A 23,931-nucleotide genomic window follows, 5' to 3' on the forward strand; every position below is an offset into this window, starting at 1 on the left:
GCGGTATTGCCGCCTTTCAGAGCGTTAAGGTGCTCTGACACCTGTTTGGGTGTCCGGTGAGGCTACCACTGTGCCGGGAACTCCTCAATCCCTTCCACCTGAAAGCCGTGTTGCAGCAGGGCTTGGCGGATCAGAAAGGGGACAGTGTGAGCATCGCTAGGCCATGTGGACGCTATTTCAGCGCTGGCCTTATCAAGGTGGCCCACCAGTTGTTTGCAAGTTAGTGGGGGAGAAATGGATGAGAACCAAATCGAATCATCCTGATGGCTATCGAGTAACAGCCCATCGTTAAATTGAATGCGCGCTTGAAAAACTATTCGAAAGGTATCCTGCCCTTGGTGATGCACAATCAGGCGCTCTTCCGGGTTGATCTTGTGCTGTTTTCCGCTGCGGGCATCGCGCCGCAGGTTGTAGAAGATGTGCTGGAAAATCACCTTGCCCTCAACCCGATAAAATTTCTTCGTCTTGGTTTCATCATCGATAGACCAATAGAGGCGAAAGGATTGGCGGCGCAGCGTATGGCCATAGCGGGTCAGCAATTCGGTCAGTTGCCCCTCATTGGCCAGTTTCGTCCCTTTTGCCCACGCGCTGACAATAGATTGCTGGGTTCGGCAAAGTGCGGCGATCTCTTTTTGCGTAAGACCATCGTTGAGAGCAAGCCGGATAAGGGCCCGAGTCTGTTTAAAAGGGCGCTTGGCGCCGGTGGATTGCTCGTTCTGTGTCATAAGGATCCAGATAAGGGGGGACTGAGCCCCCCGGTGCCTCTTGCTTACTTTTTGCCGCCGCTTTTCGGGGTCTGCGGATTCAATTGCCAGCCACGGTTCCCCTGATTACGGTCATAGGTATGGTTCGTACCGTTCGAGCCTTTGTTGGGGTTGCTGATATCGGCATTGTGGTTTGATTGCTTGGTCATAACATTCTCCCTTGTGTGTGTGATGACGAGAGAAATGTTAGCTAATTCATAATCTTATACCATTGATGATTTAATGATAAAAGTTGATAAACCGTGATATTTGACCTGGCTGCCCAATTTTCATTGGGCGCAGGATACAAGCACTGGCACAACAAGCAGCAGGGGGAATCAGATGGCAAATAACGAGAGTGTGCTCAATATGGTGGGGTTGGTGGAGGCTAGCGACTATCTGGCCAGCTTGCTGGCACGGCTCGCTGCACTGGAGCAGGGGAACGGTGTGGCTGCGGTCAGCGCGTTGCCAGAATTGCTGGCTGCCCAGCCCGATCCCCGCTCTCTCTACTTCGGTACCCCGCTTGAATATGGCGCGGCCCACCAGTTCGGGCGCCCAGAGATCAACCTGCCAGAGCGCCGCGCTCTGGGGCTGTCAGAAGGGGATAAAAAGAGCGTGTTGGAGACGCTGGAGGGGTATCTCATAACTGATTGAAAAGGATTGAGATCTAGCTAGTGCCAATGTCATCATATCCAGAATTCGATTGAGGCTGGTGCATGATGAGCGAACAAAGTATTGATACTAAAATTTCTGTTCCGCTAGGTAATGGAAGAGGTGAGAAAGTATTTTCATCAATTGACCAATATAACGATTTCATTAGAGGGGAGAGAGAATTCTGGAAATGGACAGATAGAAGATTTGATTATCCATTGAACCATCTGCAAGACTTCGTGAGGTCTTATTGTATTAACAATTTATTGATAGAAATTAATGATGGTAATGCTAAAAGTCAGTGGGATATATTGGTAAATAGGCAACATCAATGGTTGCCTATTTACTCATTCACCCCTGAAGGGGAGTTTGTTAAGTCCCTAGAGAGTGAATATGGTCATATAATTGCCATGTTTGCGCTGATTCATATCACGGATCTAACCCATAATGGATTGTCAACGGAATGTCAGCGTAACAGTCATTGTGCGGAAATGATGAAAATATTCTCTACTCAAAATTCATTTGCAGTTAGTTTGGTTCTTTCATTTGGCAATAAACTTTGTATAAACCAAGTTTCTTCATATATAAGCTCTGTTGAAAATTCACATAGACAATTTATGTCTACATTAGAATCAGTGGAAAAAGATCTCTCCCAATCAGTAGAGGACTATAGCAATAAACTCTCTGAAATAGTTAACAAGCATGAACTACTCCACAAAAAAACAAAAGAAAAAATAAAAAGATGGAGCTATAGATGCTTGTCAGGAATTAATAAAACTAGGGTTTTTGCAAAGAAAATCTTCGATGAGTCCAAACTGGATATAAGCCAAGCAGCAGCTGCATACCATGAGCAGATCGATTTAGATGCTTCAGTAACTTACTGGAATTCAAAAAAAACCAGAAATAATAGAAAAGCTTTCATATGGTTTGTTTTTGGAATTGGAGGATCTGTGGGGGCTACCTTTTATTTATTGGCAAAATACTATGCAAAAGGAGGTATTATTGGTATATCTGCAAAGTTGGCTGATGTGGGGGAGGCTGGCACAGCAGGTGTTAATAAACTCCAATCTGTTACTCCTGTGATAAGTAGTGGCATGGAGCATCTGGTATTTAACACTACAGGAGCCGCTCTTGTAGTCACCCTGATGGCTGTTATTATCAGAGTTGCATTACGTCAATTCAACACCTATTCCCATCTTAGCCTTGAGGCGGAGGAACGGGTCACTATGGTTAAAACTTACTTAGCCTTGCTTAATGAAGGCAAGCTCAAGTCCGATCAGGATCGCCATCTGGCATTGGAAGCTTTGTTCCGAACTTCTCAGACCGGCATGATTGCCGAAACCTCCTTTAACAGTCCCGTTGATATCATAGTGAAGTCACTAGCTGACAAGGCTAAGGTGTAGACGTTTTGGATAGCTGCCCCATCCCACTAGGTGGGGCACATGCTTTAGCTGCATTTGAGAGAGATTTAAACACCATTAAACACTAATCGGTTGATTGTTCATCATTGTAGTATTGGACAGGAAATGGTATTTGAAGATGTCTAAGGTAATAAGGTATCAATCTTTTCATAATAGATGTTACCAAAGAGTCTCTGATTTCTTCCGTCAAAATAGCACCTTCAGGATACATGCTAAAAAATTCATTTGTGGCTGATTTTATTAAATCGTCAAAGTGTTTCTTATTCTGAAGTATACTTGATATCGAATTTGCTCTTATAAGTCGCTCACGAATTTTGCAAACAGTTGCATCGTCAAGTTCACACGATGCTGGAATCGTATCTCTGTCAATTAATAATGGAATGTCTTTGCTTTCCTCCAAGTCTGTAACAATATTGTGACTATATGTTTTGTTGAGAGCAGTTCCAGTGTAATTATCATTTAATATAATCAAAAAACAGTGAGCACTAAAATATTCTATATAACAGTATAGTAATCTTGTCTGAGGGCAGCCTCGTAAATGAATCAAATGTGCTATCTCATATTCTGATAGTGACCCCATGACCATATCTGATGGATAGTTAAATACACAATCCACTTCATCATTTCCAATTATGTAACCAAGAAGGTGTTGTATAAATGAACGTTCACCACCAGAATGTATATAGAAATTTATTGCTGCTTTGCATACTGCTCTGAAGGTATCATCTCCCCCTACGCTAGAACTAATCCGAAGAGAGTCATTAAGATACACTGATTCTTTTTTTATTTTTGATTCAAGCATTGCTGTATTGATTTGTGGGTATTTTCTTTGGAGGCCAGAAAGCACTTGTTCTAGTTGCTTCTTGTCTTTAGCGTTGACATTTATAGTCACTTCCTTGTCAGAATTCTCTATTTTGATTTTTGGTACTTTTAGCTCAGGGTAACCACCGGGCCTGATATTATAGGCTATTCCAGTGTTTATATCTGTTGCGACAATATTAGGGACAGTCTTTCTATGTCTTTTTACATTGAACGAATTAGATAAAAATAAGAGTTGTGATGCTAGAGTCGCATCATACCTCTCACCTAAGGTAGAATTGCACTTGACACATATTAAATCCTTGGATGTAAGTTTTCCCCCACATGCATTCAATATAATATGTTCTTCAGTTACATTCTTACCGGCCAGCTCAGTGTTACATATATAGCAATTACTCATTGTTTCATCCTCAGCTGGTTATATAAGAGCTAGAGTTTACAGCATTAATCTACCATAAACCCCATCCCCCTTCATGCCGCCGCACTATGGCGGCATGAACATATCCAAGACCCCATACTCAGCGCCTTTCGTGGCTATCCTCCAAGCCAACCCTGTCAGCGGGGAGCGGCTGGCGGTGCTCGATGCGCAGCTCACCCCCCAAGGCGATGGCTGGTACCAGCTGCTGCCTGTCGGCCCGTTCAAGGCCCGTGATGGTCGTCCGTTCGATGTGGCGAGTGGTCACTGGCAACTGGACGGGCAGATCGCTGCAGCCCTGATTGCCCGTGCCAAAGCGCTCGGGCAAGACATCCTGATCGATTACGACCACCAGACCCTCAAGACTGACCAGAACGGCCAGCCAGCCCCTGCGGCCGGTTGGTACAACGCCGACGAGATTGTATGGCGCGAAGGGCAGGGGCTCTTTATTAAGCCGCGCTGGACGGAGCGGGCTGCCGCCCTGGTGGCTGCCAAAGAGTATCGATTCCTTTCTGCCGTCTTCCCCTATGACGCTCAGGGCCGCCCGCTGGAACTGCGGATGACAGCCATTACCAATGACCCCGGTGTGGTGGGCATGCAGGCGCTTGCCGCTTTGAGTGCGTTACCCGTTTCAAGCCATATGTCTATCCAACCCGGCCAGCTGGCCACCTCATCCCATGTTGCACAACAGGAGAAATCCATGAACGAACACCTGATCGCGCTGCTCGGCAAACTCGGCATCCAGCCGGGTGCCGATGGCCAGTTTACCGCCGAGCAGGGGACTGCCGCTCTGGCAGCTCTGGATACCCTGCAGGCCAGCGCTGCGAGCGCGCCGGAGCTGGAGGCGGCACTCTCTGCCGAGAAGGCATCGCTGGCTGCGCTCAAGGCGACCGTCGCCACAGGGCAGGGTGGCCAGATTGACCTGGCCAAGTATGTACCGGTGGAGACCTATAACGCCCTGGTGACGGAAGTCGCCACCTTGAGCGCCAAGGTTGAGACCACGGATGCCGCGACCTTGATCAAGGAAGCCCGTACCCAGGGCAAGGTGGTGGCAGCAGAAGAGGAGTATTTGACCGCCTATGCCGCCCAGAAAGGGGTGGCTGCCCTCAAGGCGTTGCTGGAGCCCCGTCCGGCGATTGCCGCCCTGGCCGCCAGCCAGACCACCCAGGTGACCCTGCCCGAGAAGAAGGGAGAGGCAGTGCTCTCGGCGGATGACAAGTATGCCGCCGATCAGCTCGGCATTTCCTATGAAGAGTTTGCCAAGGCAAAAGGCCGGTAGATTCGCTTAGCCGCGTAGCGGCGTAATCGGACGAACGCGACCGCCAGACCAACCTGTTTAACCAGAGAAGGAACACCCGTATGGCCATTGTTACTCCCGCGCTGTTGCAGGCCCTCTTCACCGGCTTCAAGAAGAACTTTGAAGACGCCAAGGGTGAAGCACCTGCCCAGTACACCAAGATCGCCACCGTGATCAAATCGACCACCAAGTCCAACACCTATGGCTGGCTGGGCAAGTTCCCCAGTCTGCGCAAGTGGGTCGGTGATCGGGTGATCGAGTCGATGAAGGCGCACGGTTACCAGATCGTAAACGAAGACTTCGAGGCCACCGTGGCGGTCGATCGCAACGATATCGAAGATGACGAGCTGGGTATCTACGCGCCGATGTTTGCCGAGATGGGCCGTTCGGCGGGCATTCACCCCGATGAGCTCTGTTTCGGTCTGCTCGGTGCTGGCTTCACCACGCCTTGCTATGACGGCCAGTATTTCTTCGACACCGATCACCCGGTCTATCCCAAGGCCGATGGCACCGGTACCCCTGTCTTGACTGCCAACGTGGTGGTGGATGCCGGTTATCAGGGGGAGCCCTGGTTCCTGCTCGATACCAGCCGCGCCCTCAAGCCGGTCATCTTCCAGGATCGCAAGTCACCGCAGCTGATTGCCATGACCAAGATCGATGACGAAGCGGTGTTTACCCGCAAGGAGTTCCGTTACGGGGTCGATTGCCGTGATGCCGCAGGCTTTGGCTTCTGGCAGCTGGCCTTTGCCAACAAGCGGGCGCTGACCCCCGACAACCTGTGGGATTCCTTCTCCAAAATGCGGGAGTTTCAGGCTGATGGCGGCCGCAAGCTCGGGGTGAAGGCCACCATGTTGGTGGTACACCCCTCCCTTGAGAAGCTGGCTACCCAGATGCTGGAGCGAGAGCTGTCGAACAGCAGCAGCAACGAGCTGAAAGGCAAGTTGGAGCTGGTGGTGGCTGACTACCTCTAACCCTGCGTTATGCCTGTTTAAAGCGGGGTTAAACAGCTGCCAGGCACTGTTTAACCCCCGGTTTAAACAGCCTCTCTATCAGATACGACGAGGAAAACATGAGATGGAACAAGAGATGGAACTGGCTATTCGAGTGGGGATTTATTGCCAAACAGGGTCAACAGTTCGTCAGGTCTATTTTCGCGCGGGCCTGCCGATTGTACCGGGCAAGTCTGAGATGGTTGTGTCGCCTGAGCAGTGCGCGACCCTGGAGAACGACCCGCGTCTGGTGGTCGTCCGGTTGGCTGAAGACACCAGCCTTCAGGCAGGTGATGCACCATCGGCGCCTGGGGATCTGGACGCAACACTGGGCGTCCTGACCGGTTCGGGCTATCTGGCAGGGGTTGCCACCTTGGCTGGCAAGGTCACGCCGCTGGCCGAGATGAAGGTCGATGAGCTGCGCGATCTGGCGGTGCAGATGGGTATCCCGGATGCGGCCAAGCTCAAGAAGGCAGAGCTGGTGACAGCGATCGCCGCGACCGACGTGCAATACCCGGTCAAGGATGAGCCGTCATCTGGCCAGAACGGAGAGCAGTGATATGTACGCCAGCGTCAATGACATGGTGATCCGCTTTGGCGAGGCTGAGTTGCTGCGCTTGAGTATGACGCCGACCGGTGAGCTGGACGAGGTGGCCTTGCGCCTCGCCCTGCAGGATGCAGGTGCCTTGATCGATGGCTATCTGGCGGGTCGCTATCCCTTGCCGCTGGCCCATATCCCGAGTGCCCTGGTACCTATCTGCGCCGATATCGCCCGTCACCGTCTCTATGGTGAACAGGCACCGGAGCAGATAGCCAAGCGCAACGAGGCGGCTCTGGCCTTTTTGAAATTGGTTGGCAAGGGGGAGCTGGCGCTGGGGTTGGCATCTGATGGGGCCACCCTGGAGAGCCAGAACCTGGCTCAACTGCAGTCGGATGGGCGCATCTTTGGCCGAAGTCAGGGGCGCGACAAGGGGGGCTTTCTATGAGCCAGCCCGCCAACCAGTCTGGTACCGAACTCGACTACCTGCAGGCGGGCGAGCGGCTGCGTGAGCTGCTGGCCCCCCTGATCGCCAAGGGGCTCAAGGATGTGTTTGTGGCCACCGATGTGGCGGCCATCGCCAATCTGGGCCAGCACAGCCCGGCGGTGCATGTGGTCTATCAGGGCGAACGTGAGAGCGAAGGCTCCCAGTCAGGCCGGGCCAGCAGCTTTGATCAACTCTGGTTGCTGGTGCTTGTGCATCGTGCCAGCCCCAAGGAGGTCAGTGCCGGAGTGTGGCTTGCCCGCATCCTGCAGGCCGTCAGTGGGCGAGCATGTGGTGACAGTACCTTTCGCCGGGTCACCCCACCGGTCAAACCCAGTTACAGCGGCGGTGCGGCTTATTTGCCGCTTGCCTTTACTACCCGAGTGAAATTCAAAGGAGAGCGATGATGAGCGAAACACTGCACCTGGAAGGGGATCTCTTTATCGAGACCTTTACCAACGGGGTCTCGGGCGGGGTGATTGGCCCCATTGATGTGGATAGCCTGGAAGTGAAACCCGACAGCCAGAAGATCTCCATTCCCAGCAAGCGCAAGGGGCAATACGGTCAGGCGCGGGAGAACTACCACATTCCCAAGCCCGCCATGGTCACCATCAAGACCACCGAGATCCCGCCCGTGCTGCTGGCTGCCGCCTTTATGGGTCTGGAGAGCCCCATAAATCAGGGGGCCGGGACGCTTACCGATCTGCCGGTGACCCTGCCCGCCTGGCCGAAGTGGGCCCAGCTGGGCAAAAGCAATATTGCCGCAACCGGTCTGGCCATCAAGGAAGGGGCCACGGCGCTGGTGGTGGGTACCGATATCGAGGTCAACTATGCGCTCGGGCTGGTACGGGCGATCAAGGGGAGCTCGGTGGCAGATGGCGGCAGCCTGACGGTCAGCGGTACCTATAACGCGGTGACCGGTACCCGCATCGCGGGCAACATCCAGCCGGAGATCAAGGCGCGGCTGCTGCTCGATGGCCGCAGTATCGTCAGCGGCGAGGCCATCAAACTGACGGTGCCCCGTGCCAGCTTGTCCCCCAAGAAGGCGGTGGACTTTATGAGCGACAAGCCCATCGAGATCGAGCTGGAAGGGGAGTTGCTGGCCGTGGATGGCGAGACCGCCCCCTTCTATGTGGATCGGCCGGTGACGGTGTGATGATTGGGGTGGGGAAGGGGAATGAAAAACGGCGGGGAGGCCCGCCGTTTTTCATATCGTTCATAGTCATTGGTCAGAAGCTTGATGTTTTATTGATCTCTATCTAGTCCAAAGATATATATCGTTCTCTCGAGAATATCACAGTTGGTATCGTACATGTTTTTAAATGCTCGACCATATCTAAAGTTGTAAAATTCACGAGTTGTTTCATCTTTAGTGATAAGTTCTACCTTTTCTATCAAATAAGACAAGTTCTCGGCTTCTTGGCATAAAACAGCAATCTCAATTTTAAGATTTGATTTTATAGCATCAATTTCATTCTGGGTGACTTTGCCACTTCGATTGCCGCCAAAATACATCAAGCAAAAATATACACTCCATATCTTCCTGTTCTTTTCACAAGGAATAATATTATGGATTATGTCGTCGACATCTTTGTCTAGTATGGCATCTATTCTTAGTGTAGTAGAGTTCAGTAAGGGCTGTAGTTCCCCTAGCTTCTTCTGTGAATTAGCAATATCCAGTTGTTTTTGCTGTAAATTGTAAGTGTACAGGACTCCAATGACAGTGAAAAATGATAGGGCAGAGCCGACTGTTCCTCCAATGAAGCTGCCGAAATTTCCCCATGTTTGGTTATTCTGAAAGCTATACTTTGATAAAAGGCCAAACTCCGAATAGTAAAAGTGAAGAGGAAAAAAAACTATCATTACAAGTAGAAGTAAAAGAGTTAGCCAAATGAGAGCTCTGAATGCAATTTTTACCATGTCGGACCTTTTATTCGTGATTCAGCATAAACCTATCCATTTTGCCATTTATTTATAATAAGGTATATCTTTACCTGACAGGAATACCTCATGCTCAGCTCCAAAAGTCTAAGCTTACCTTGGATCTCGCGATTGGGAACAGTTGGCTGATGTGATCAGATAAGAAGGGGCTTAGGCTTAGCGTAATGCCAGTCGCTTAATCATGACCAGTGGTTGAGATGAGGCAGAAAGGGGCAAGATGGATTGCTCTAACCACTGCCAGTCCAGCGGCGGAGTGCCTTCCTTAAATTTCTGATATGGCACGCCATCCTTGATGGTCAGAAACAGGGTGCAAGGCGTATCGGCACGACACACATAGCGCACCATCACATCGCCATGGAGTGAGCGCAGTAGATGTTTCAGGATTGGCAGCCCTTGTATGGTGTGGTGCCCCCCTTCATGCCAGATGCCAAATTGATGCATTCCGCCCATACCTTTCAACACAAGTAAATCTAAGTTTTGACCGTCTAGGCCAACTTGCCACTGTCAGAAATGACAGTTAACTTGTAAAAGTGGGAAGGTTGTTAGCCGTAGATTAGAGACAAAGAGAACGGAAAGCGGCGGGAGGAGCCCGCCGTCATGCTATTTTATATTGTCTCGAGATTTCTATGATATCTATCAATTAATAGTATCTATAGCCTTAACCTGAAATAGAGTGAGTTTGATTACTTGCTTTTGATAGGGTATCTATTTGTTCCTTAGACAACATTGTCTTAAGAGGGTTCGCAATCTCAATGGACTCCATTGAATAGCCAAAGGCAAGCAGCACGTGCTTTGTTGAATCAAAAGAATTTAGTGATGAACTACCAGTATAACGTTCCTTCTCAATTTTCATTCTATGCAAGTGGTAATATACATAGCACGATTTAGATATTATATTCCTGATAGAACGAGTGTTGTAATAACATTCATCTTGAATGTCTCTACGCAAAGACTCTGACTGTTCAACCAACATTAGGACAGAACCATCAATTATTTTGATAGTGTTTCTTTGCGCTGGATTAAGCATTTTTAATGCTTCGCAGTAAAAAGTATGAATGAATTGAGTGTCATATTTTTCAACCAGAGGCACTACTATCGGATTGCTTAAGTTAATCAAACCATTCTCATTTTTGTTTTTTTCCAAATGATACAAAAAATCAAAATGACTTATTATTATATTTTCGAGATATGAACAGCAATCCTCAATCTCTATGTATAGGCGTTCATTGTGTTGTTTGGTGTTTAATAAATAATCCCACTTTTTTATTACTGGGTTCAAAAGAACCCCAGCAATGAAGGTAGTGAATGCGATGAGGGCTGAATAATCCATATAGATAGACTCCAGATTTATTATAGAGTTTTAAAAGTGCCAGTTGATATAAAGTCATAAATGTAATATATCATTTTTTTAGTTGCTGTCTATGCATCTGGTAACATATTGGGGGCGTATTTTTCAATATTTATAAAAATTCATTTTGCCGTTTTTTTAGTGACAATAAATCATCAGCGAACTTCGTGGTTGAAATGATACAGTCAATTAGTAGTCGATGTTCTTTGACATAGAATTTTAGTACTTTCGATGACCCTCCGCATGAGAGATATTCCTCATAAATCTCATCTGTATTTATTAGTATCTTCGTGATCTCTTTTATTTCTCTGTATGGAAAAACATCATCCATGCAGCTAAGTCGATGGGTTATATTATTTGCTCTGATAGGACTAAGGCTTTCATTTGTTTTTGACTTTAAGTTCATAAACATTAAAAGGTATTCTTGGATTGTCATCTTCCGTGTGTCTTCCAAAGGAAAAGAACAGTACACTAATTGTTGTAACATAAGTTCTATAGTTTGATGCTGATTGCTAATTAAGCGCTGCAGCTCATCTAAAATGCCTTGGTTTTTAGCTATGGTCAGTTGTTCTCGCTGTACTTTATAAGTGGCCCAAACGCCGTAGAAAGCGCAAGCAGAGAGTAGTGGGCCGAGAGTGCCTCCAATAAAACTGCCAAAGTTAGCCCATGCTTGATCATTACGAGCGAGGCTATAGCCTGACTGGGGACCGAAAATATAAAAGTAGAAAATGAAAGGAGTCAGCAGCCCTGCAGCTGTGAGTCCACCAAGATAGCATTTCGTTTTAAGCGACATATTATCTATCAGCTTCATTATTCCCTCATTAATTCTCAGTAATTAGCCATAAACCCTCCTATTCTGCCATTTCTTCACAATAGGGCATATCTGAATCTGATCGGAATGCCCCATGTCCACCTCTACCACCCTGAAACTAGCCTTGGAGCTGGCTGCCAAGGTCACCGGCCGGGAAGACCTGGCCGCCTTGGTGGGTGAGGTGCAGGAGCTGGGCCCGATCTCGGATGAGACGGCCGCCGAAACGGCGCAACTGGCGCAAACCCTCGAAGCGTTAAGTCGCCAGCAGGCGTTGATCCAGCAGTTCAATGACTCAAAGGCCGCCCTGACCCAGCTCGAACTGGCGACCGTGCTCAGCCGTGACAAGCTGGAGCAGTTGCGCCGCTCCAGCCAAGCAGGCGCCGGTGATGCCAAGGCGCTGGCCGAACAAGAGCGGTTGCTGACTTCCGAGGTCAAGCAGCTGGAGCGCCAGCTGGTCGCTCAGTCAGCCAGTCATACCCGCCTGCATGCAGGGCTCAAGCAGTCCGGGCTCGATACCAAGAACCTTGCCCAGGAACAGCAGCGCCTGCAGCGTGAGCTGACCAAGAGTGTCGCCCAGACCGAACGGCTGGGGCGCGAGTTTAGCCACGGCAGTCAGCAGGCCGGTAGCTTGCAGGGGGCCATCGGCAGTCTGACCGGGCGCCTGGTGGCGCTGGCGGGTACCTGGTTCGGTATCCAGACCCTGACTACCCAATTGCTCGCCATGTTCCAGACCGGCGATCAGGCAGAGCGCCTCGATGTGCAGCTCAAGGCTGTGATGGGGTCGATTGCAGGTGGCAAAGAGGCGTCAGCCTGGATCCAGGACTTTGCCAAAAACACCCCCCTGCAGCTTAGTGAAGTCACCCAGGTATTCGTGCGCCTCAAGGCGTTCGGCATCGACCCCATGGCGGGGGCCATGCAGGGCATTGTCGATCAGGCGTTCAAGTTGGGCGGCGGTTTTGAAGAGGTGCAGGGCATCTCCCTGGCCCTTGGCCAAGCCTGGGCCAAGCAGAAGCTGCAGGGTGAGGAGATCCTGCAGCTGATTGAGCGAGGCGTGCCGGTCTGGCAGATGCTGGAGCAGGTGACGGGCAAGAATACTGCCGAGCTGCAGAAGCTCTCTGAGGCGGGCAAGCTGGGCCGCGAGACCATCTCTGCCCTGATGAACGAGATTGCAGCCCAATCGCGCGGTGCGGCTGCCGACAACATGAGCCTGCTCTCCGGGCTTATCTCCAATGCCCAGGACAACCTCGCCAAGTTTTACCGGATGGTGGCCGAGAACGGGGCGCTGGCCTGGCTCAAAAACCAGCTGGCCAACCTTAATGCCGAATTTGAGGCGATGGCCAGGGATGGCCGCCTGCAGGAGTGGGCCAAGCGCCTCTCCGATGGCTTTATCACCATGGGGGAAACCCTCAAGTCACTGATCCAGACCCTCTATGAGTGGCGCACCGCGCTGACCGTGCTGGCTCAGGCTTGGGTCGGCCTGAAAATCGCGGGTTGGATTGGTGATCTGCGCAGCCTCTACGCCCAGTTTATTGCCATACCCGCGGCGACCGCGACAGCAGCAGGCGGCATGACGACAGCGGGCACGGCAGCAGCAGGAGCTGCCATTGGGGTCAGGGCACTGGGCGCTGCCGTTAAGGGGCTGCTGGCCGCCATGGCGGTCGAGTCCATCATCCAGATCACCCAGTTTGCCTCTGCCCTGCGCCAGCTGGTGCAGGCTGAGCTGGCACTCCGGGAGGCGCAGGGGCTGCGCTCCGAGACTCAGGCCCGCCTCAATGGTCAGTTTGCCGCCCTGTCAACGGAGCTGGGGTTTGCCATCACCAGCATGGCGGATCTCGATCGCCTAGTCGCCGAGGGCAAGGTGCATTACGACGAGGCCACTGGAAGCTGGCGACAAGGCGCCGCAGCCGTTAAAGCGCTGGGTGATGAGGCCAAGAGTTCCCGTGATTATCTGGCCGAGATCAATGCGGTGGCCAAGCAAACCGCCGCCGATGGCCCGGCCCAGTTGGCCAAGGCGTTTGAGGCGTTGGGGCTGGACTTCGAACGGGCCAATGGCCGTATCGGTGCGGGCTTTCAGAAGACCATCGGCGCCCTGGATGTATTGGTGGCGCACACGGGGGCCAGTAGCGCCGCCATCGAGGAGGCGCTGGCCAGTGCCTACAACAGCGCCAAGACCACCGCCGAGATCGATGCGTTGATCGCGCGTCAGAAGCAACTTGCCGCCCAGGGCAAGATCACCGGGGATGCGCTGGCGCGGTCGATGGCCATCGCAGCCGATGCCATGGCCAAGGTGAAAGGGGGGAGTGGCGATACCAAGCAGGCCGTCGCGGCCATTGGTGATGGTTTTGATGAGGCCGCCGCACGGGCCAAAGGCGCCACCGATGCGATGCGGGCGGGGCTTAAAGGGGTACAGGATGAAGCCAAGCAGACCAATGCCAGCCTTGCCAGTAGCGGCGGGGGCGGAGGTCGAGGCGATATCACCCGTACCGTGAACGCCGGTTCTTTCTACTACAAGAGCGTGGATATCAATAGCCTGCGCGGTAATGCCGAGGGGCTGGCCAATACCCTGGCCGGGGTGGAGGAGGAACTGGCCCGCTACAGCCAGAAGGTCAAGGATATTCCGGCCTACAGCGAGTGGAGCAAGTATTACGGCGAGAAGTTCCAAAAAGAGATGGAGGCGATGCAGGCTCGCCTCAAAGAGGAGCTCAACAAAGCGTTGGCCAAAGAGAGTGCCAAAACCAATCAGGCCGCCGCCCAGCCACCGGCCCCGGCTGTCGCGCCATCTACCCCCAGCACCAACACCCCAGGGACACGCAGGCTGTTGTCCGAGCGGATCACCATCGAGCTCAAAGGGGCAGGGGGTTCGGCCGAACTGCAGGCGGATGAGGCCAATGCGAATGCCCTGATTTCCCTTCTTAAACAGCAAGGACTGCGGCAATGAACGTGACCTTAAACAGCGTGCTGCTACCAGATGATCTGGTCTGGCGCGACGAGTTCGAGTGGGCGCCGGTCGAGCAGGTGGTGACCCCGACCCTGAGCGGCGCCCTGTTGGTGGAGGAGACCGCCAAGCCCGAGGGACGACCGCTGACCCTGAGCGGGCATTGCTCCCGCGCCAAGGTGCTGGAGATCAAGGTGCTGGAGGCTCAGGTGGCCCGGCTGATGACGTTGACCCTGCTCGATGGCCTGGCTCGCACCGTGGTGTGGCGCCGCCCTGGTGTGGTGGCCATGCCACTGATCGAGATGGCCGACCCGGAAGGGGGCGACCCCTATGCCTTGACCCTGAATCTCACAGAGGTAACCCCATGACCATTCTATCTGGCGATATCGTGTTGTTGGCCAGCCAGCGCCTGGTTGATACCGATGACGGCGGTGGTCGCATCACTGGCCGCGAGATCATCAGCGGCAACCATAACAGTCTGTTCCCTGATGTCAGCGACATGGATCGGGCCTATGGCACCGTGAATATGCGCAAGGCGTTTCTGGCGGTGCAGACGGACGACACCGACACCTACTATGGCGCCAATGCCATGGTGCTGCTGCCGCCCAGTGACCCCAGCGTCAACCTGACGCTGATGACCACCAAAGACCACAACGACACCAGAGGCAACGCCCGCAACACCCTGGAACGCTATCAGGCCAGAGGCCCGAAGTGGCAAGGGGTGCTCTACGATACCCAGCTGGAAGGGCAGCGGGCGATCCGCATCCTGCAACGGGTAGAGGTACGGTTGCCGGAGGTTGGGGAGGTGCTGGTACTGGTCGGCAACGAAGGGAAGGGGAACGAGGTTGAGCAGTATGTACGGGTTGACCGGGTAACCGCCGAGCTGCGCAAGTTCGGGGTGGCTGGCTATCAGGGCGAGTTCACCCGCAACGTGGTCACCTGCGTGATCACTGACCCGCTGCGCCACACCTTTGAAGGGGAGCAGCCCAGCCCTTATGACCAGGCAACCACCAAGACCACCCTGCGGGAAACCGTGGTGGCCGATGCCGCCAACTACTTTTCGACCACCAAGCTGGTCGCGGATGCGGCGCTGGGGGCAATGCGGGTGCAGGCCAAGACCATTTTCACCCAGCTGGTACCCAGTGCCCGCAGTGAAACCCCGGTGGTGGATCTGACCGCTGCCGGTGAGCTGGGCGCCCTGCTGGAATCCGGGGTGGGCAGTCCCCACACCTTCACCACCACCTCACCGGTCAGCCCTAGTCAAGGGCTGTTCCTAGGGATTGGTGCCATGCCGGGCAGCGTATCGGTCACCATCGGTGCGGCGGTGATCACCGACAAGGGCGGCGAGCTGTTCCTGGTCGGTACCGTGGTGGGGGCTATCGACTACGGGCGCGGCCTGCTGACCTTCAACAGCCAGTGCCCGAACTATGGCGCGGCCAGCAAAACCGTGAGTTTTCGCCCGGCAGTGATGCCATCGCGCATTGCTGACACGGCCCAGATCCAGATCGCCGCCAACAACCGGGGCTATGCCTACACCGCGACCCTGCTGCCCACCCCTTGCCCTGGTTCGCTGACCGTCAGCTATCTGGCCCAGGGCAAATGGTACGACCTGAAAGATAACGGGCGCGGGGAGTTGTTTGGCCAGGACAAATCCTATGGCTCTGGCCTGCTCAACTTCACCACCGGCTCTGTGGTGTTGACCCTGGGGGCGCTGCCGGATGTGAACAGCGCGATCATGTTCAGCTGGGGTACCAAGGTCTCTTACCTCAACCGCGCCAGCATGGTGCTGGATCCGGTGCAGCTGGCCCATAAGTTGGCCCATGAGGGGATCACCCCCAACAGCCTGACCCTGACCTGGCAAGCCGGTGGTGCGACCAAAACCGCCATCGACAACGGGGCGGGTCAGCTGACCGGGGATGCCACCGGCACCATCAATTATGTGACCGGCGATCTGGCCCTGCGGGTAGCGACCCTGCCCGATGGCGGTCAGGAGTACCAGGTTGTTTACCAGTACGGCGACCCGGACACCCAACGCTTTGACTACCCGGCCCGCAACCCGGACGGGACGATCACCATGCAGCTGGCCAAGCAAAACCTGACCCCCCGAATGGTCTCGCTGCGCTGGAATGCCCTTTATGAGGAAGTGAAGGACGACACCGAACTGGTGATCGCTACCCGTGACCCGATCATCAGTGTGCGCGACAACGGCGCGGGCAAGCTACTGGATGCGGCAGGGGTTGAACGGGGCAGCGTCAACTACACCACCGGCCAGATCACCATCAAGCCGGATGGCCAGGGCGGCATTCCGAAAACCCGCTATGAGTGGCGCACCATCGGTACCTATGGCGATGGTCACGGCAACACCATTGCCCGCCAGCGCTGGACACTGGTGGAAATCTACTATGTGCAGGCCGCCTACCTGTTCCCGGTGGACGACAGTGGTTGGGTCGAGGTGGAGTACCGCAGCAATAATGCAAGCCAAGCGGGCCAGGACACCGTGAAGGCTACCCCGCTGGTGCTGGATATCACCCCGCGCAACGGCGAGGCGATCCTGGCCAACTCAGTGCGCTTTGCGCTGGGCGGGTCTGTCTATGTGGACAGGCAAGGGATCCTCTATCGCAACATCGACCCCGCCACCGGGGCCGGTGAGCAGGCCGGGACACTGGATTATGCCACCGGCAAGGCGACCGTCACGGTCTGGAACCCTGGCGCGGTGCCCGTGCCAGCCCTGAGTTCGTTGGTCACCAGCCTGGTGGCCCAGACGGTGGACGAGGTGACATTCAGGACGCCGGGGGCACCCATTGCCCCATCCAGCCTCTACCTGAGTGGCAACACCGCAGACGGACGCCGGTTTGAGGTGACCGCCAACGGCGATGGCACCATCACCAGCCAGGATGTAACCGGCAAGGTGGACTATCAGACCGGGGTGGTATCGGTGCGCTTTGGCCGCCTGGTGACGGCTGCGGGCAACGAGGGTAAACCCTGGTACGACCCGGATATGGTGGTCGATGGCAAGATCTGGCGCCCCTTGTCGGTGGTGGCTGACACCATCCGGTTTAATGCGGTGGTCTATAGCTATCTGCCGCTCGATGCGGATCTCATCAAGCTGGATCCGGTGCGCCTGCCATCCGATGGCCGGGTGCCCTTCATTCGCAAGGGTTACATCGTGGTGGTGCATTCCACCAAGCGCAGCGCCTTTCCTATGGGTGTACAGGCGGGGCAGCAGCTCAACACCGGGCGCGAACGGCTGGCCTATTGCCGGGTGGAGGACAAGAACGGCAAGGAGCTGGCGCCGCAGCTTTACAGCGTCAACATGAACAGCGGGATGGTGACCTTGGCCAGCCCGCTGAACCTGACCGGCTATGTAGAGCCGCTGACCGTGGTTCACCGGATCGAGGATATGAGCTTGGCCACCGATGTGGAGATTTCTGGCCGGATCACCCTGGCTCGGCCCCTCAGCCACAACTATGAGGCGGCGGATACCCTGGTCTCCAGCGCCCTGATCATCGGTGACTTGTGGGCCCGTTATGGGGCGCTGTTCGACCAACGTACCTGGACAAATAACTGGTCTGATTTTCTGATTGGCGACCCCTGCACGGCGGAATACAACGATACGGACTTCCCGATCGTGGTGACCAACCGGGCGACGCTGCAAGAGCGATGGGCCATCATCTTCCAGACCTCCACCACGTTTATTTTGGTCGGCGAGCATGTGGGCCAAATTGCGGTGGGGGACGTGAATACCGACTTTTCACCCATCAACCCCAACAACGGCCAGCCCTATTTCAGGCTTGACCGCCGTGGCTGGGGCGCCGGGTGGGCTGCGGGCAACGTGCTGCGGTTCAACACCTACGCCGCCAATTACCCGATCTGGTTTATCCGCACCATCTTGCAGTCGGTGGCGGCGGTAGATACCGACCGTTTCGAGGCCCAGCTCAGGGGCAACGTCAACCGTTAACAAACCGGGTAGGGCACTCTTTTCTCAGAGAGCGCCCCACCACCTTTTGGCAATGGGGCACCGCGCCCCGCCATGGAGAGTACATATATGGCTGTTTATCCGGTGAAGTGGTTCGCCAGTGAAATGCAGGGGGCCCCAAACCTGGGCGACACAACTGCTGGTACTTTGGCTGCCTTGCTCAAGGCGGTGCTAGTTACTGGCTTTGGCACTCTGACCATCAATGCACTGGCCTTTGATGTTGCCAAGGGGTGGGCAGTGGCGACCTTTACCGGTGGTCATGCTTATCTGCAAGACTCAGTTGTCCTGGTCGAGGGGGTATCGCCTGCCGCCTACAACGGCGAGCATCGAGTGATGCAGGTCACCGCCACTCAGGTCTGGTTTGAGATTGACGGTGGTAACCCTGGTGCAGCAGGCAGCGGCGCAGCCATGACCATGAAGGTTGCCCCGTTGGGGTGGACGATGACCTTTGAAAGCGGCGACAGCAAAACCTTTATCGTGCGCCCTACCAATGTTAACGAGTCGGGTAATGTCTCCTTGCGTATCGACAACACGGCATTTAGTGGTTGGATCGGTGCCAGCTACGGTGCCTGTTTGGCCAAGGTAGCGATGGTTGAGGATGTAGTTGATATCAATACCTACACCACGATTTTTGAGCACCGTTGGCCCTGTACCGGGCGCTATTCAAATAAACGCTGGGATCTTGTGGGTGATAGCCAGTTGTTTTACTTCATGCCAGCTTATGCTGCTGGTAACTGGCAATTCATGTATAGCTTTGGCTATATCCGTTCTATTCGCCCCGGTGACCGTTATCACGCCGTTCTTAACCACTATCCGACCACGGCAGCAGATGATGCTGGCCGTAACTGGGCTGGCGGGTCAGGAGGTAATACTAGCTGGGGTAATCAGTATCCGTATTTTGATAACTCGAACTGTCGAGCTATCGCCCGCCCATATCATCAGCTGTTTGGTGCCATTAACTGGTGGTTTAAAGGGTTGTTCGGTCGGTTTGGTAACGGGTTGAACATCCCCAATGGCCCTGACAACGGCATTTATGTGACCCCGGATCCCACCATCGTGATGGAGGCCGGTAACCATCTGCGTGGTTATTTGCCGGGGTTGGTGTGCCCGTTCGCTACGGTTGCGGCTTGGGATCGAAAAAACTTCAAAGACCTGCCAGCCATACCAGGAAAGTTATTGCGGTTTATTCGGGTAGGGTTTGAGGAGAACAACTACACATGGGGGCAAGTCACCATGATGGGGTTCGACTTAACCGGCCCATGGAGGTAAGTCATGGCGACTTTCTTGCCGTCAAAAGGGTGGCTGATGGTTTCCAAAGCGGGAACAGTCACGTATGACGCCACCTGTGATGTAACGGCTACCACAGGCCCCGAGTGGGCAGACTGGTTTGGTGACACGGCGGATATTGGTCTGTTTCGGTATAACTTCAACCGAAGCTCTTCCGCAGATACAGGGACATGGAGTGGCTCTATCCAGTTCCGGCCACTGGGGTATCGCTTTAAGTTAGGGGCATACAATAACTGCTGGGTAAATGATCTATGCGATATGGATCTGGAGTTTCTGGATGCTGTGGGCAATGTGGTTGGGGCTATTCGTACCAGAACTGACGGTAACTATCGCAGCGGTTTATGGTACGGCAAGACGTTGGCAAGTCTGACCAAGGCTCCGCAGCGTGGGCCATATCCTGCAACCTATGGTGAGCTGACCTTTACCGACACCAGTCTGATTTATACCGATGATGGCCTGGATAATCGCAATGCGTCATTTACCTTGGTTTGCGCCATGGCATCTGTCACCACTCTGCGTTTTACCAATATGCGGGCCTTTGAAACCTATACCGGTGGGTCAGGCTGTTCAGCTGGAAGCTATCTGAGGATTGCCAGTGCGCCATCAGGGTTTAACGGTGACTTTGCCGCGCTGACGGCAGAGCAGTACGCCATTTTGCAGCCTGACTTGGTATTGCCAACCGGTGCCGCTATTGTCCACCAACCAGGGGTTGGCCTGGTCGCCTCTGGTATCGCGCCATCCTACACCTTGGCCAGGGGGATTTTGCCTGGTCAAACTGGGGTGCTGTTTGATGCGGCTGGTGCAGTGGTTGCAACGCTTGCCTATCTCAATGGCAAGGCAACGCTGACAGTTGGCGGGGTAACGACAGAGGGCCCCGCAGATGCACCATATCTTGGCCTTACGACCATCAACGGCCAGGTGTTTGGCTACTACCAGACCAAGATTTTCGTCCGTTCAATCAAAATGATTGCGCCGCCGAAAGCAAAAATATGGATAGAGCTGCAACCAGGGCAAACCCTGCGAAAGATAGGGCTTGAGTCCGTACCCCTACAGGTCGAGTTTACCTATGTGCTGTTCACTACCCCGATGACCGTCACCGTGGCCAACCAGGAGGCTCGCGCTCAGTTCGTGCCGCAAGATGTGGCGTGGAAAGGAACCCCACCATTTGTCGCTGGCCGATTGATTAACCAACCAATGAATCAGCAGTTGTTATGCAAGGGTCGGGACTATTTCTGGATCCGCGATGGGGTGCGCAACGTGGAGCAGGGGTTTATTGAAAGTACGGTGACCATCAGCGGGATGGGAGTGCGGCGCCGGGTTCTTTGCTTTACCCAGGATGGTGAGCTGGTTGGCGAGACCTACAGCCGCGCATCGGATGGGGTCTATCGGTTCGATCTGCTGTGGCTGAATCGCCGTTATATGGTGGTCGCCCAGGATGACCCGGCATATGGCCCCGCCGACTACAACGCTGTGGCTGCCGACTATCAGGCGCCAAAACCCTATCCGCCTGGTGGTGGGGGGGCACCTGCATCATTCCCCCAGCTTGCCCCGATCAAGAGGAAATAACCATGATCTCCTATGCCGAAGGGCTGCGCACCAGTCGCGCCCAGCTATTGGCCACGGCCATTGATACGGGCAGCGGGGCGAGTGCCAAGCTGACCATCTACACCGGCACCAAACCGGCACCGGGGGCGGCCACGACTGACCAGCTGGCTCTGGTGGTGCTGACGTTCAGCCACCCTTGCGCCAAGACGATCGCTGGTGGGGTGCTGACCCTGAAACCCCTGGCGGAGCAGATGGCCACTGGCAGCGGTGCCCCCACCTGGGGGCGCATTGTTGACCGGGATGGGGCCTTTGTGGCGGATCTCGATGTCGGAGTACCGGGCAGTGGCGCCGATCTGGAGCTGCCCGCAGCGGAGTTTTTTGTCGGTGCGCTGATCCGCATCAATACCGCCACAATCACTGAACCGTAACCGGGGAACCATATGGCCAGAAAGGATGCCAGCCTAGCGCTGCATAAGGCTCGCAGCATCAATGGTCAGCTGGAGCTGAACCAGTCCGACGTGGTGCGCCTGGTCGGCATCCTGAATAGTACCAACTTGCCGCCACGCCTGAGTGCGTCACCTGGTCTGGTACTCGCATCGGTATTGGCTGGCGCCCCGCATCGCTCCCGCGCGATGCTGGACGGCTCTGTGGTACTTGATGCGGTGATTGCCAGCCAAACCCATAGCCATGGGGAGCTGGTAGGCACGTTCGTCATTGAATGCACCATTGCCAGCACATCCCGCATCCCGGTGCCGATGCTCGCCGGGGAGTATGACCAGAACGTATTCCGAGGCCCTGCCAGTGCAATGGGGGATGCCTGGGAGCGGGCGGATAGCCATTACCAGGCCCTCAGTAGCGAATGGCAGAAGGCAGGCAACGAGCGAGCAACCAACCGATCCCTGTGGCAACAGGCCGCCGCGTATCAGCAGCAGGTGGCCGAGCAGGGCGAGCAGATGCCCCAGACGTTCATGGCCAATCGACAGCGCTTTGCCGAGGGGCTGCCGATCAGCCAGCAGAGCCGCCAGGGCTATGACAGCCTGGCCGCTGGCCATGTGGCGAATCAGTCTCTGTGGGTTGAGGCGGCGCCGGTCAGCAGCTGGCGCCTGGTCGGGTTCACCAACCCGCCGCGCTTTGACCAGGTTTGGCAGGCTGACCAGTGGCAAGAGGGCATCCCCATCGGTAAAGGGGTGGCCGCTCAAGCCTGGCACCACGGCAAGCCGCTGATAGAGGGCTGGCGTGATGGCTGGGACGAGGCCATGTGGCCACCCAAGGGCAAAATGCCGCCGCCAGAACCACCTAAACCATCGATTCGCCCCGATAAGCGGGTGTTGCGGCTGGCGTTCGGTCGCAAGCGCGACACGGCAGAGCTGGAGTTCGTCTGGCAGGGCTGTGATGCGGCAATTGTCATTCCAACCCGGAGGGTTTATCTGGTGAGCAATACAGCAAAGATCGTGCGGGTACGCGATGGGCTAGATATCCCAGCTACTGCGGTGAGTATCGAACTCGATACCGACTCCTGGGCGTGGCAGTTCAGCGCTCAAATCCCCCGTATCGCGGCGGCTGCGCTGACCGATGAGGAAGAGGTCAGCATCCATATCAATAGGCAGCAATGGGACTGCGTGTGTGATGGCTGGCAATCGAGCCAGAGCTTTGGCCGTGAGTCGGCAACGCTGACGGGACGCTCTCGCACCGCTTACTTGTCGCCGACTCATGTATTGGCGCAGGCGGTGAGTGAGCGTGCAGCCGCGACCATGGCCCAGCTGGCTGCGGCCGTATTGCCGGTGGGTTGGACGCTGGATTGGCAAGCGGCTGACTGGTTGGTGCCTGCCGGGTTCTTTAGCCTGGATAACCAGACCCCGATCGAGGTGGTCAGGTACCTGGCCGAGGCGGCCGGTGGCTTTGTGCTGCCACACCAGCGCAACCGTCATCTGGTCATCAAACCACGTTATCCAACGGTGCCGTGGCAGCTCGATACTGCAGAGGCCGATGTGGCGATCCCCCGCGCCATCATTACCACCCTGGGCAGTGACTTCCAGCCGGGTCATGCCGCCAACGGGATCTGGGTCAGCGGTGGCCACCAGGGCATCAGTGCGCGGGTGGTGCGCCAGGGTACGGCTGGCGAGCAACAAGCGCCGACCATCACCCACCCGTTGGTGTGTGATGTGACGGCCGCCCGTGCCCAGGGTGTGGTGGGGCTGGCCAAGACTATGCCCAAGCGTACCCAGACCATTGAACTGCCGTTGTCAGCTGATACCGGCTTGATCCTGCCGGGTGCGCTGCTCGCCGTGGACGGTTGGAAGGGTTACAACCGGGGCGTCAGGGTCTCTGCTGCGCTGCAGAACAGGGCCATGACGGTGCGCCAGCAACTGAGTGTGGAGCGATTTGTATGAACCTGTTTAAGCGATTCCTTGAGCTGGTACCGGGCGCTGATCCCTTGCAGGTTGGTACCGTGACAGCAGTAGGCACCACGACCACCACTCTCACCGCGTTGGCGGGTGGAACGGTCACAGTACGGGGCACCGGGGTAGCCATCGGCAAGAAGGCATTTTACAGGGGAGGGGAGCTGGCAGGAGAGGCGCCGGATTTACCGACCTATGAGATAGAGGTTTAATGCCGGTTTAACTTGCTTATCAAACTCAGTGATTCCGGTGCCACCAAGTTTGATAAACTACTGGGCCGATAGCTTTTCATTTTCCCCGTAACTCTTTTTCATTTTCGGCGGCGGGCTACA

General features: G+C 54.9%; 23 protein-coding genes. 16 read left to right on the top strand and 7 right to left on the bottom strand.

The features are described from left to right. Positions 1-62: 62 nt before the first annotated feature. Together AB5Y76_RS18435 and AB5Y76_RS18440 are read right to left on the bottom strand one after the other, a co-directional pair. Positions 63-725, bottom strand: coding sequence for a hypothetical protein (locus AB5Y76_RS18435; protein WP_335838130.1), 663 nt, complete (start codon positions 723-725; stop codon positions 63-65). Positions 726-769: 44 nt separating this feature from the next. Next, positions 770-913 (bottom strand): hypothetical protein, encoded by a 144-nt coding sequence (locus tag AB5Y76_RS18440; protein WP_335838131.1) that lies wholly within the window; start codon positions 911-913, stop codon positions 770-772. A gap of 172 nt (positions 914-1,085) precedes the next feature. Between AB5Y76_RS18440 and AB5Y76_RS18445 the strand changes: the two genes are divergently transcribed. After that, positions 1,086-1,397 (top strand): phage virion morphogenesis protein, encoded by a 312-nt coding sequence (locus AB5Y76_RS18445; protein ID WP_368177786.1) that lies wholly within the window; start codon positions 1,086-1,088, stop codon positions 1,395-1,397. A gap of 62 nt (positions 1,398-1,459) precedes the next feature. Continuing rightward, positions 1,460-2,797 carry a DUF6161 domain-containing protein gene (locus AB5Y76_RS18450; protein ID WP_148610706.1) on the top strand — a complete coding sequence of 446 codons (1,338 nt, stop codon included), beginning with the start codon at positions 1,460-1,462 and terminating at the stop codon, positions 2,795-2,797. A gap of 82 nt (positions 2,798-2,879) precedes the next feature. Here the strand turns inward: AB5Y76_RS18450 and AB5Y76_RS18455 are convergent, their stop codons facing one another. Continuing rightward, positions 2,880-4,034 carry an HNH endonuclease gene (locus AB5Y76_RS18455; RefSeq protein WP_368177785.1) on the bottom strand — a complete coding sequence of 385 codons (1,155 nt, stop codon included), beginning with the start codon at positions 4,032-4,034 and terminating at the stop codon, positions 2,880-2,882. Positions 4,035-4,107: 73 nt separating this feature from the next. On the opposite strand from AB5Y76_RS18455, the gene AB5Y76_RS18460 reads away from it, so the two are divergent. The 6 genes from AB5Y76_RS18460 to AB5Y76_RS18485 all read left to right on the top strand — a co-directional run bounded on the left by AB5Y76_RS18460 (position 4,108) and on the right by AB5Y76_RS18485 (position 8,513). After that, entirely contained in the window at positions 4,108-5,328 is a 1,221-nt protein-coding gene (locus AB5Y76_RS18460) for a phage protease (protein WP_368177784.1), read from the top strand. A gap of 80 nt (positions 5,329-5,408) precedes the next feature. Further along, positions 5,409-6,317 (top strand): Mu-like prophage major head subunit gpT family protein, encoded by a 909-nt coding sequence (locus tag AB5Y76_RS18465; RefSeq protein ID WP_368177783.1) that lies wholly within the window; start codon positions 5,409-5,411, stop codon positions 6,315-6,317. Between the two features lie 103 nt (positions 6,318-6,420). Then, positions 6,421-6,894, top strand: coding sequence for a Rho termination factor N-terminal domain-containing protein (locus AB5Y76_RS18470; protein WP_368177782.1), 474 nt, complete (start codon positions 6,421-6,423; stop codon positions 6,892-6,894). A 1-nt stretch (position 6,895) separates the two neighbouring features. Next, on the top strand, positions 6,896-7,321 hold the full coding sequence (locus tag AB5Y76_RS18475) for a gp436 family protein (RefSeq protein ID WP_368177781.1): 426 nt from the start codon (positions 6,896-6,898) through the stop codon (positions 7,319-7,321). Continuing rightward, positions 7,318-7,764: a hypothetical protein gene (locus tag AB5Y76_RS18480; RefSeq protein WP_368177780.1), complete on the top strand. Its 447-nt coding sequence runs from the start codon at positions 7,318-7,320 to the stop codon at positions 7,762-7,764. The genes AB5Y76_RS18475 and AB5Y76_RS18480 overlap by 4 nt, the downstream gene beginning before the upstream one ends. Continuing rightward, positions 7,764-8,513, top strand: coding sequence for a hypothetical protein (locus AB5Y76_RS18485; RefSeq protein WP_368177801.1), 750 nt, complete (start codon positions 7,764-7,766; stop codon positions 8,511-8,513). The genes AB5Y76_RS18480 and AB5Y76_RS18485 overlap by 1 nt, the downstream gene beginning before the upstream one ends. Before the next feature lie 89 nt (positions 8,514-8,602). Here AB5Y76_RS18485 and AB5Y76_RS18490 read toward each other — a convergent pair whose 3' ends face one another. The 4 genes from AB5Y76_RS18490 to AB5Y76_RS18505 form a co-directional block, all read right to left on the bottom strand. Continuing rightward, entirely contained in the window at positions 8,603-9,277 is a 675-nt protein-coding gene (locus AB5Y76_RS18490) for a hypothetical protein (protein WP_368177779.1), read from the bottom strand. A 177-nt stretch (positions 9,278-9,454) separates the two neighbouring features. Then, positions 9,455-9,739: a hypothetical protein gene (locus AB5Y76_RS18495; RefSeq protein ID WP_368177778.1), complete on the bottom strand. Its 285-nt coding sequence runs from the start codon at positions 9,737-9,739 to the stop codon at positions 9,455-9,457. A 217-nt stretch (positions 9,740-9,956) separates the two neighbouring features. Then, a complete protein-coding gene (locus tag AB5Y76_RS18500) occupies positions 9,957-10,628 on the bottom strand; it encodes a hypothetical protein (RefSeq protein ID WP_139747531.1) in 672 nt (223 codons plus the stop codon). Positions 10,629-10,758: 130 nt separating this feature from the next. Then, positions 10,759-11,457 (bottom strand): hypothetical protein, encoded by a 699-nt coding sequence (locus AB5Y76_RS18505; protein WP_368177777.1) that lies wholly within the window; start codon positions 11,455-11,457, stop codon positions 10,759-10,761. Between the two features lie 94 nt (positions 11,458-11,551). On the opposite strand from AB5Y76_RS18505, the gene AB5Y76_RS18510 reads away from it, so the two are divergent. The 8 genes from AB5Y76_RS18510 (at position 11,552) to AB5Y76_RS18545 (ending at position 23,811) form a co-directional block, all read left to right on the top strand. Continuing rightward, positions 11,552-14,395, top strand: a complete 2,844-nt coding sequence (locus AB5Y76_RS18510; RefSeq protein ID WP_368177776.1) for a tape measure protein — start codon at positions 11,552-11,554, stop codon at positions 14,393-14,395. Next, a complete protein-coding gene (locus AB5Y76_RS18515; protein WP_016350137.1) occupies positions 14,392-14,760 on the top strand; it encodes a hypothetical protein in 369 nt (122 codons plus the stop codon). The genes AB5Y76_RS18510 and AB5Y76_RS18515 overlap by 4 nt, the downstream gene beginning before the upstream one ends. Then, positions 14,757-18,350, top strand: coding sequence for a curculin (mannose-binding) lectin protein (locus AB5Y76_RS18520; protein WP_368177775.1), 3,594 nt, complete (start codon positions 14,757-14,759; stop codon positions 18,348-18,350). The genes AB5Y76_RS18515 and AB5Y76_RS18520 overlap by 4 nt, the downstream gene beginning before the upstream one ends. A gap of 87 nt (positions 18,351-18,437) precedes the next feature. Then, positions 18,438-19,637 (top strand): hypothetical protein, encoded by a 1,200-nt coding sequence (locus AB5Y76_RS18525; protein WP_368177774.1) that lies wholly within the window; start codon positions 18,438-18,440, stop codon positions 19,635-19,637. Between the two features lie 3 nt (positions 19,638-19,640). Continuing rightward, the gene (locus AB5Y76_RS18530; protein WP_368177773.1) at positions 19,641-21,221 is read left to right on the top strand and encodes a hypothetical protein; all 1,581 of its coding nucleotides are present in this window, start codon (positions 19,641-19,643) and stop codon (positions 21,219-21,221) included. A 2-nt stretch (positions 21,222-21,223) separates the two neighbouring features. Further along, complete coding sequence (locus tag AB5Y76_RS18535) at positions 21,224-21,628, top strand: hypothetical protein (protein WP_368177772.1); 405 nt, start codon at positions 21,224-21,226, stop codon at positions 21,626-21,628. A 12-nt stretch (positions 21,629-21,640) separates the two neighbouring features. Beyond that, entirely contained in the window at positions 21,641-23,590 is a 1,950-nt protein-coding gene (locus AB5Y76_RS18540) for a hypothetical protein (RefSeq protein ID WP_368177771.1), read from the top strand. Continuing rightward, positions 23,587-23,811 carry a hypothetical protein gene (locus AB5Y76_RS18545; RefSeq protein WP_111900168.1) on the top strand — a complete coding sequence of 75 codons (225 nt, stop codon included), beginning with the start codon at positions 23,587-23,589 and terminating at the stop codon, positions 23,809-23,811. The genes AB5Y76_RS18540 and AB5Y76_RS18545 overlap by 4 nt, the downstream gene beginning before the upstream one ends. Positions 23,812-23,931 lie beyond the last annotated feature (120 nt).

The organism is Aeromonas sp. R1-2 (assembly GCF_040908505.1).
Taxonomy (GTDB): Bacteria; Pseudomonadota; Gammaproteobacteria; order Enterobacterales; family Aeromonadaceae; genus Aeromonas; species Aeromonas veronii.

Bases quoted from the DNA above. Each gene is read 5' to 3' on its own strand.
- AB5Y76_RS18435 (WP_335838130.1), bottom strand. From the start codon at position 725: ATGACACAGAACGAGCAATCCACCGGCGCCAAGCGCCCTTTTAAACAG.
- AB5Y76_RS18440 (WP_335838131.1), bottom strand. From the start codon at position 913: ATGACCAAGCAATCAAACCACAATGCCGATATCAGCAACCCCAACAAA.
- AB5Y76_RS18445 (WP_368177786.1), top strand. From the start codon at position 1,086: ATGGCAAATAACGAGAGTGTGCTCAATATGGTGGGGTTGGTGGAGGCT.
- AB5Y76_RS18450 (WP_148610706.1), top strand. From the start codon at position 1,460: ATGATGAGCGAACAAAGTATTGATACTAAAATTTCTGTTCCGCTAGGT.
- AB5Y76_RS18455 (WP_368177785.1), bottom strand. From the start codon at position 4,034: ATGAGTAATTGCTATATATGTAACACTGAGCTGGCCGGTAAGAATGTA.
- AB5Y76_RS18460 (WP_368177784.1), top strand. From the start codon at position 4,108: ATGCCGCCGCACTATGGCGGCATGAACATATCCAAGACCCCATACTCA.
- AB5Y76_RS18465 (WP_368177783.1), top strand. From the start codon at position 5,409: ATGGCCATTGTTACTCCCGCGCTGTTGCAGGCCCTCTTCACCGGCTTC.
- AB5Y76_RS18470 (WP_368177782.1), top strand. From the start codon at position 6,421: ATGGAACAAGAGATGGAACTGGCTATTCGAGTGGGGATTTATTGCCAA.
- AB5Y76_RS18475 (WP_368177781.1), top strand. From the start codon at position 6,896: ATGTACGCCAGCGTCAATGACATGGTGATCCGCTTTGGCGAGGCTGAG.
- AB5Y76_RS18480 (WP_368177780.1), top strand. From the start codon at position 7,318: ATGAGCCAGCCCGCCAACCAGTCTGGTACCGAACTCGACTACCTGCAG.
- AB5Y76_RS18485 (WP_368177801.1), top strand. From the start codon at position 7,764: ATGAGCGAAACACTGCACCTGGAAGGGGATCTCTTTATCGAGACCTTT.
- AB5Y76_RS18490 (WP_368177779.1), bottom strand. From the start codon at position 9,277: ATGGTAAAAATTGCATTCAGAGCTCTCATTTGGCTAACTCTTTTACTT.
- AB5Y76_RS18495 (WP_368177778.1), bottom strand. From the start codon at position 9,739: ATGCATCAATTTGGCATCTGGCATGAAGGGGGGCACCACACCATACAA.
- AB5Y76_RS18500 (WP_139747531.1), bottom strand. From the start codon at position 10,628: ATGGATTATTCAGCCCTCATCGCATTCACTACCTTCATTGCTGGGGTT.
- AB5Y76_RS18505 (WP_368177777.1), bottom strand. From the start codon at position 11,457: ATGAAGCTGATAGATAATATGTCGCTTAAAACGAAATGCTATCTTGGT.
- AB5Y76_RS18510 (WP_368177776.1), top strand. From the start codon at position 11,552: ATGTCCACCTCTACCACCCTGAAACTAGCCTTGGAGCTGGCTGCCAAG.
- AB5Y76_RS18515 (WP_016350137.1), top strand. From the start codon at position 14,392: ATGAACGTGACCTTAAACAGCGTGCTGCTACCAGATGATCTGGTCTGG.
- AB5Y76_RS18520 (WP_368177775.1), top strand. From the start codon at position 14,757: ATGACCATTCTATCTGGCGATATCGTGTTGTTGGCCAGCCAGCGCCTG.
- AB5Y76_RS18525 (WP_368177774.1), top strand. From the start codon at position 18,438: ATGGCTGTTTATCCGGTGAAGTGGTTCGCCAGTGAAATGCAGGGGGCC.
- AB5Y76_RS18530 (WP_368177773.1), top strand. From the start codon at position 19,641: ATGGCGACTTTCTTGCCGTCAAAAGGGTGGCTGATGGTTTCCAAAGCG.
- AB5Y76_RS18535 (WP_368177772.1), top strand. From the start codon at position 21,224: ATGATCTCCTATGCCGAAGGGCTGCGCACCAGTCGCGCCCAGCTATTG.
- AB5Y76_RS18540 (WP_368177771.1), top strand. From the start codon at position 21,641: ATGGCCAGAAAGGATGCCAGCCTAGCGCTGCATAAGGCTCGCAGCATC.
- AB5Y76_RS18545 (WP_111900168.1), top strand. From the start codon at position 23,587: ATGAACCTGTTTAAGCGATTCCTTGAGCTGGTACCGGGCGCTGATCCC.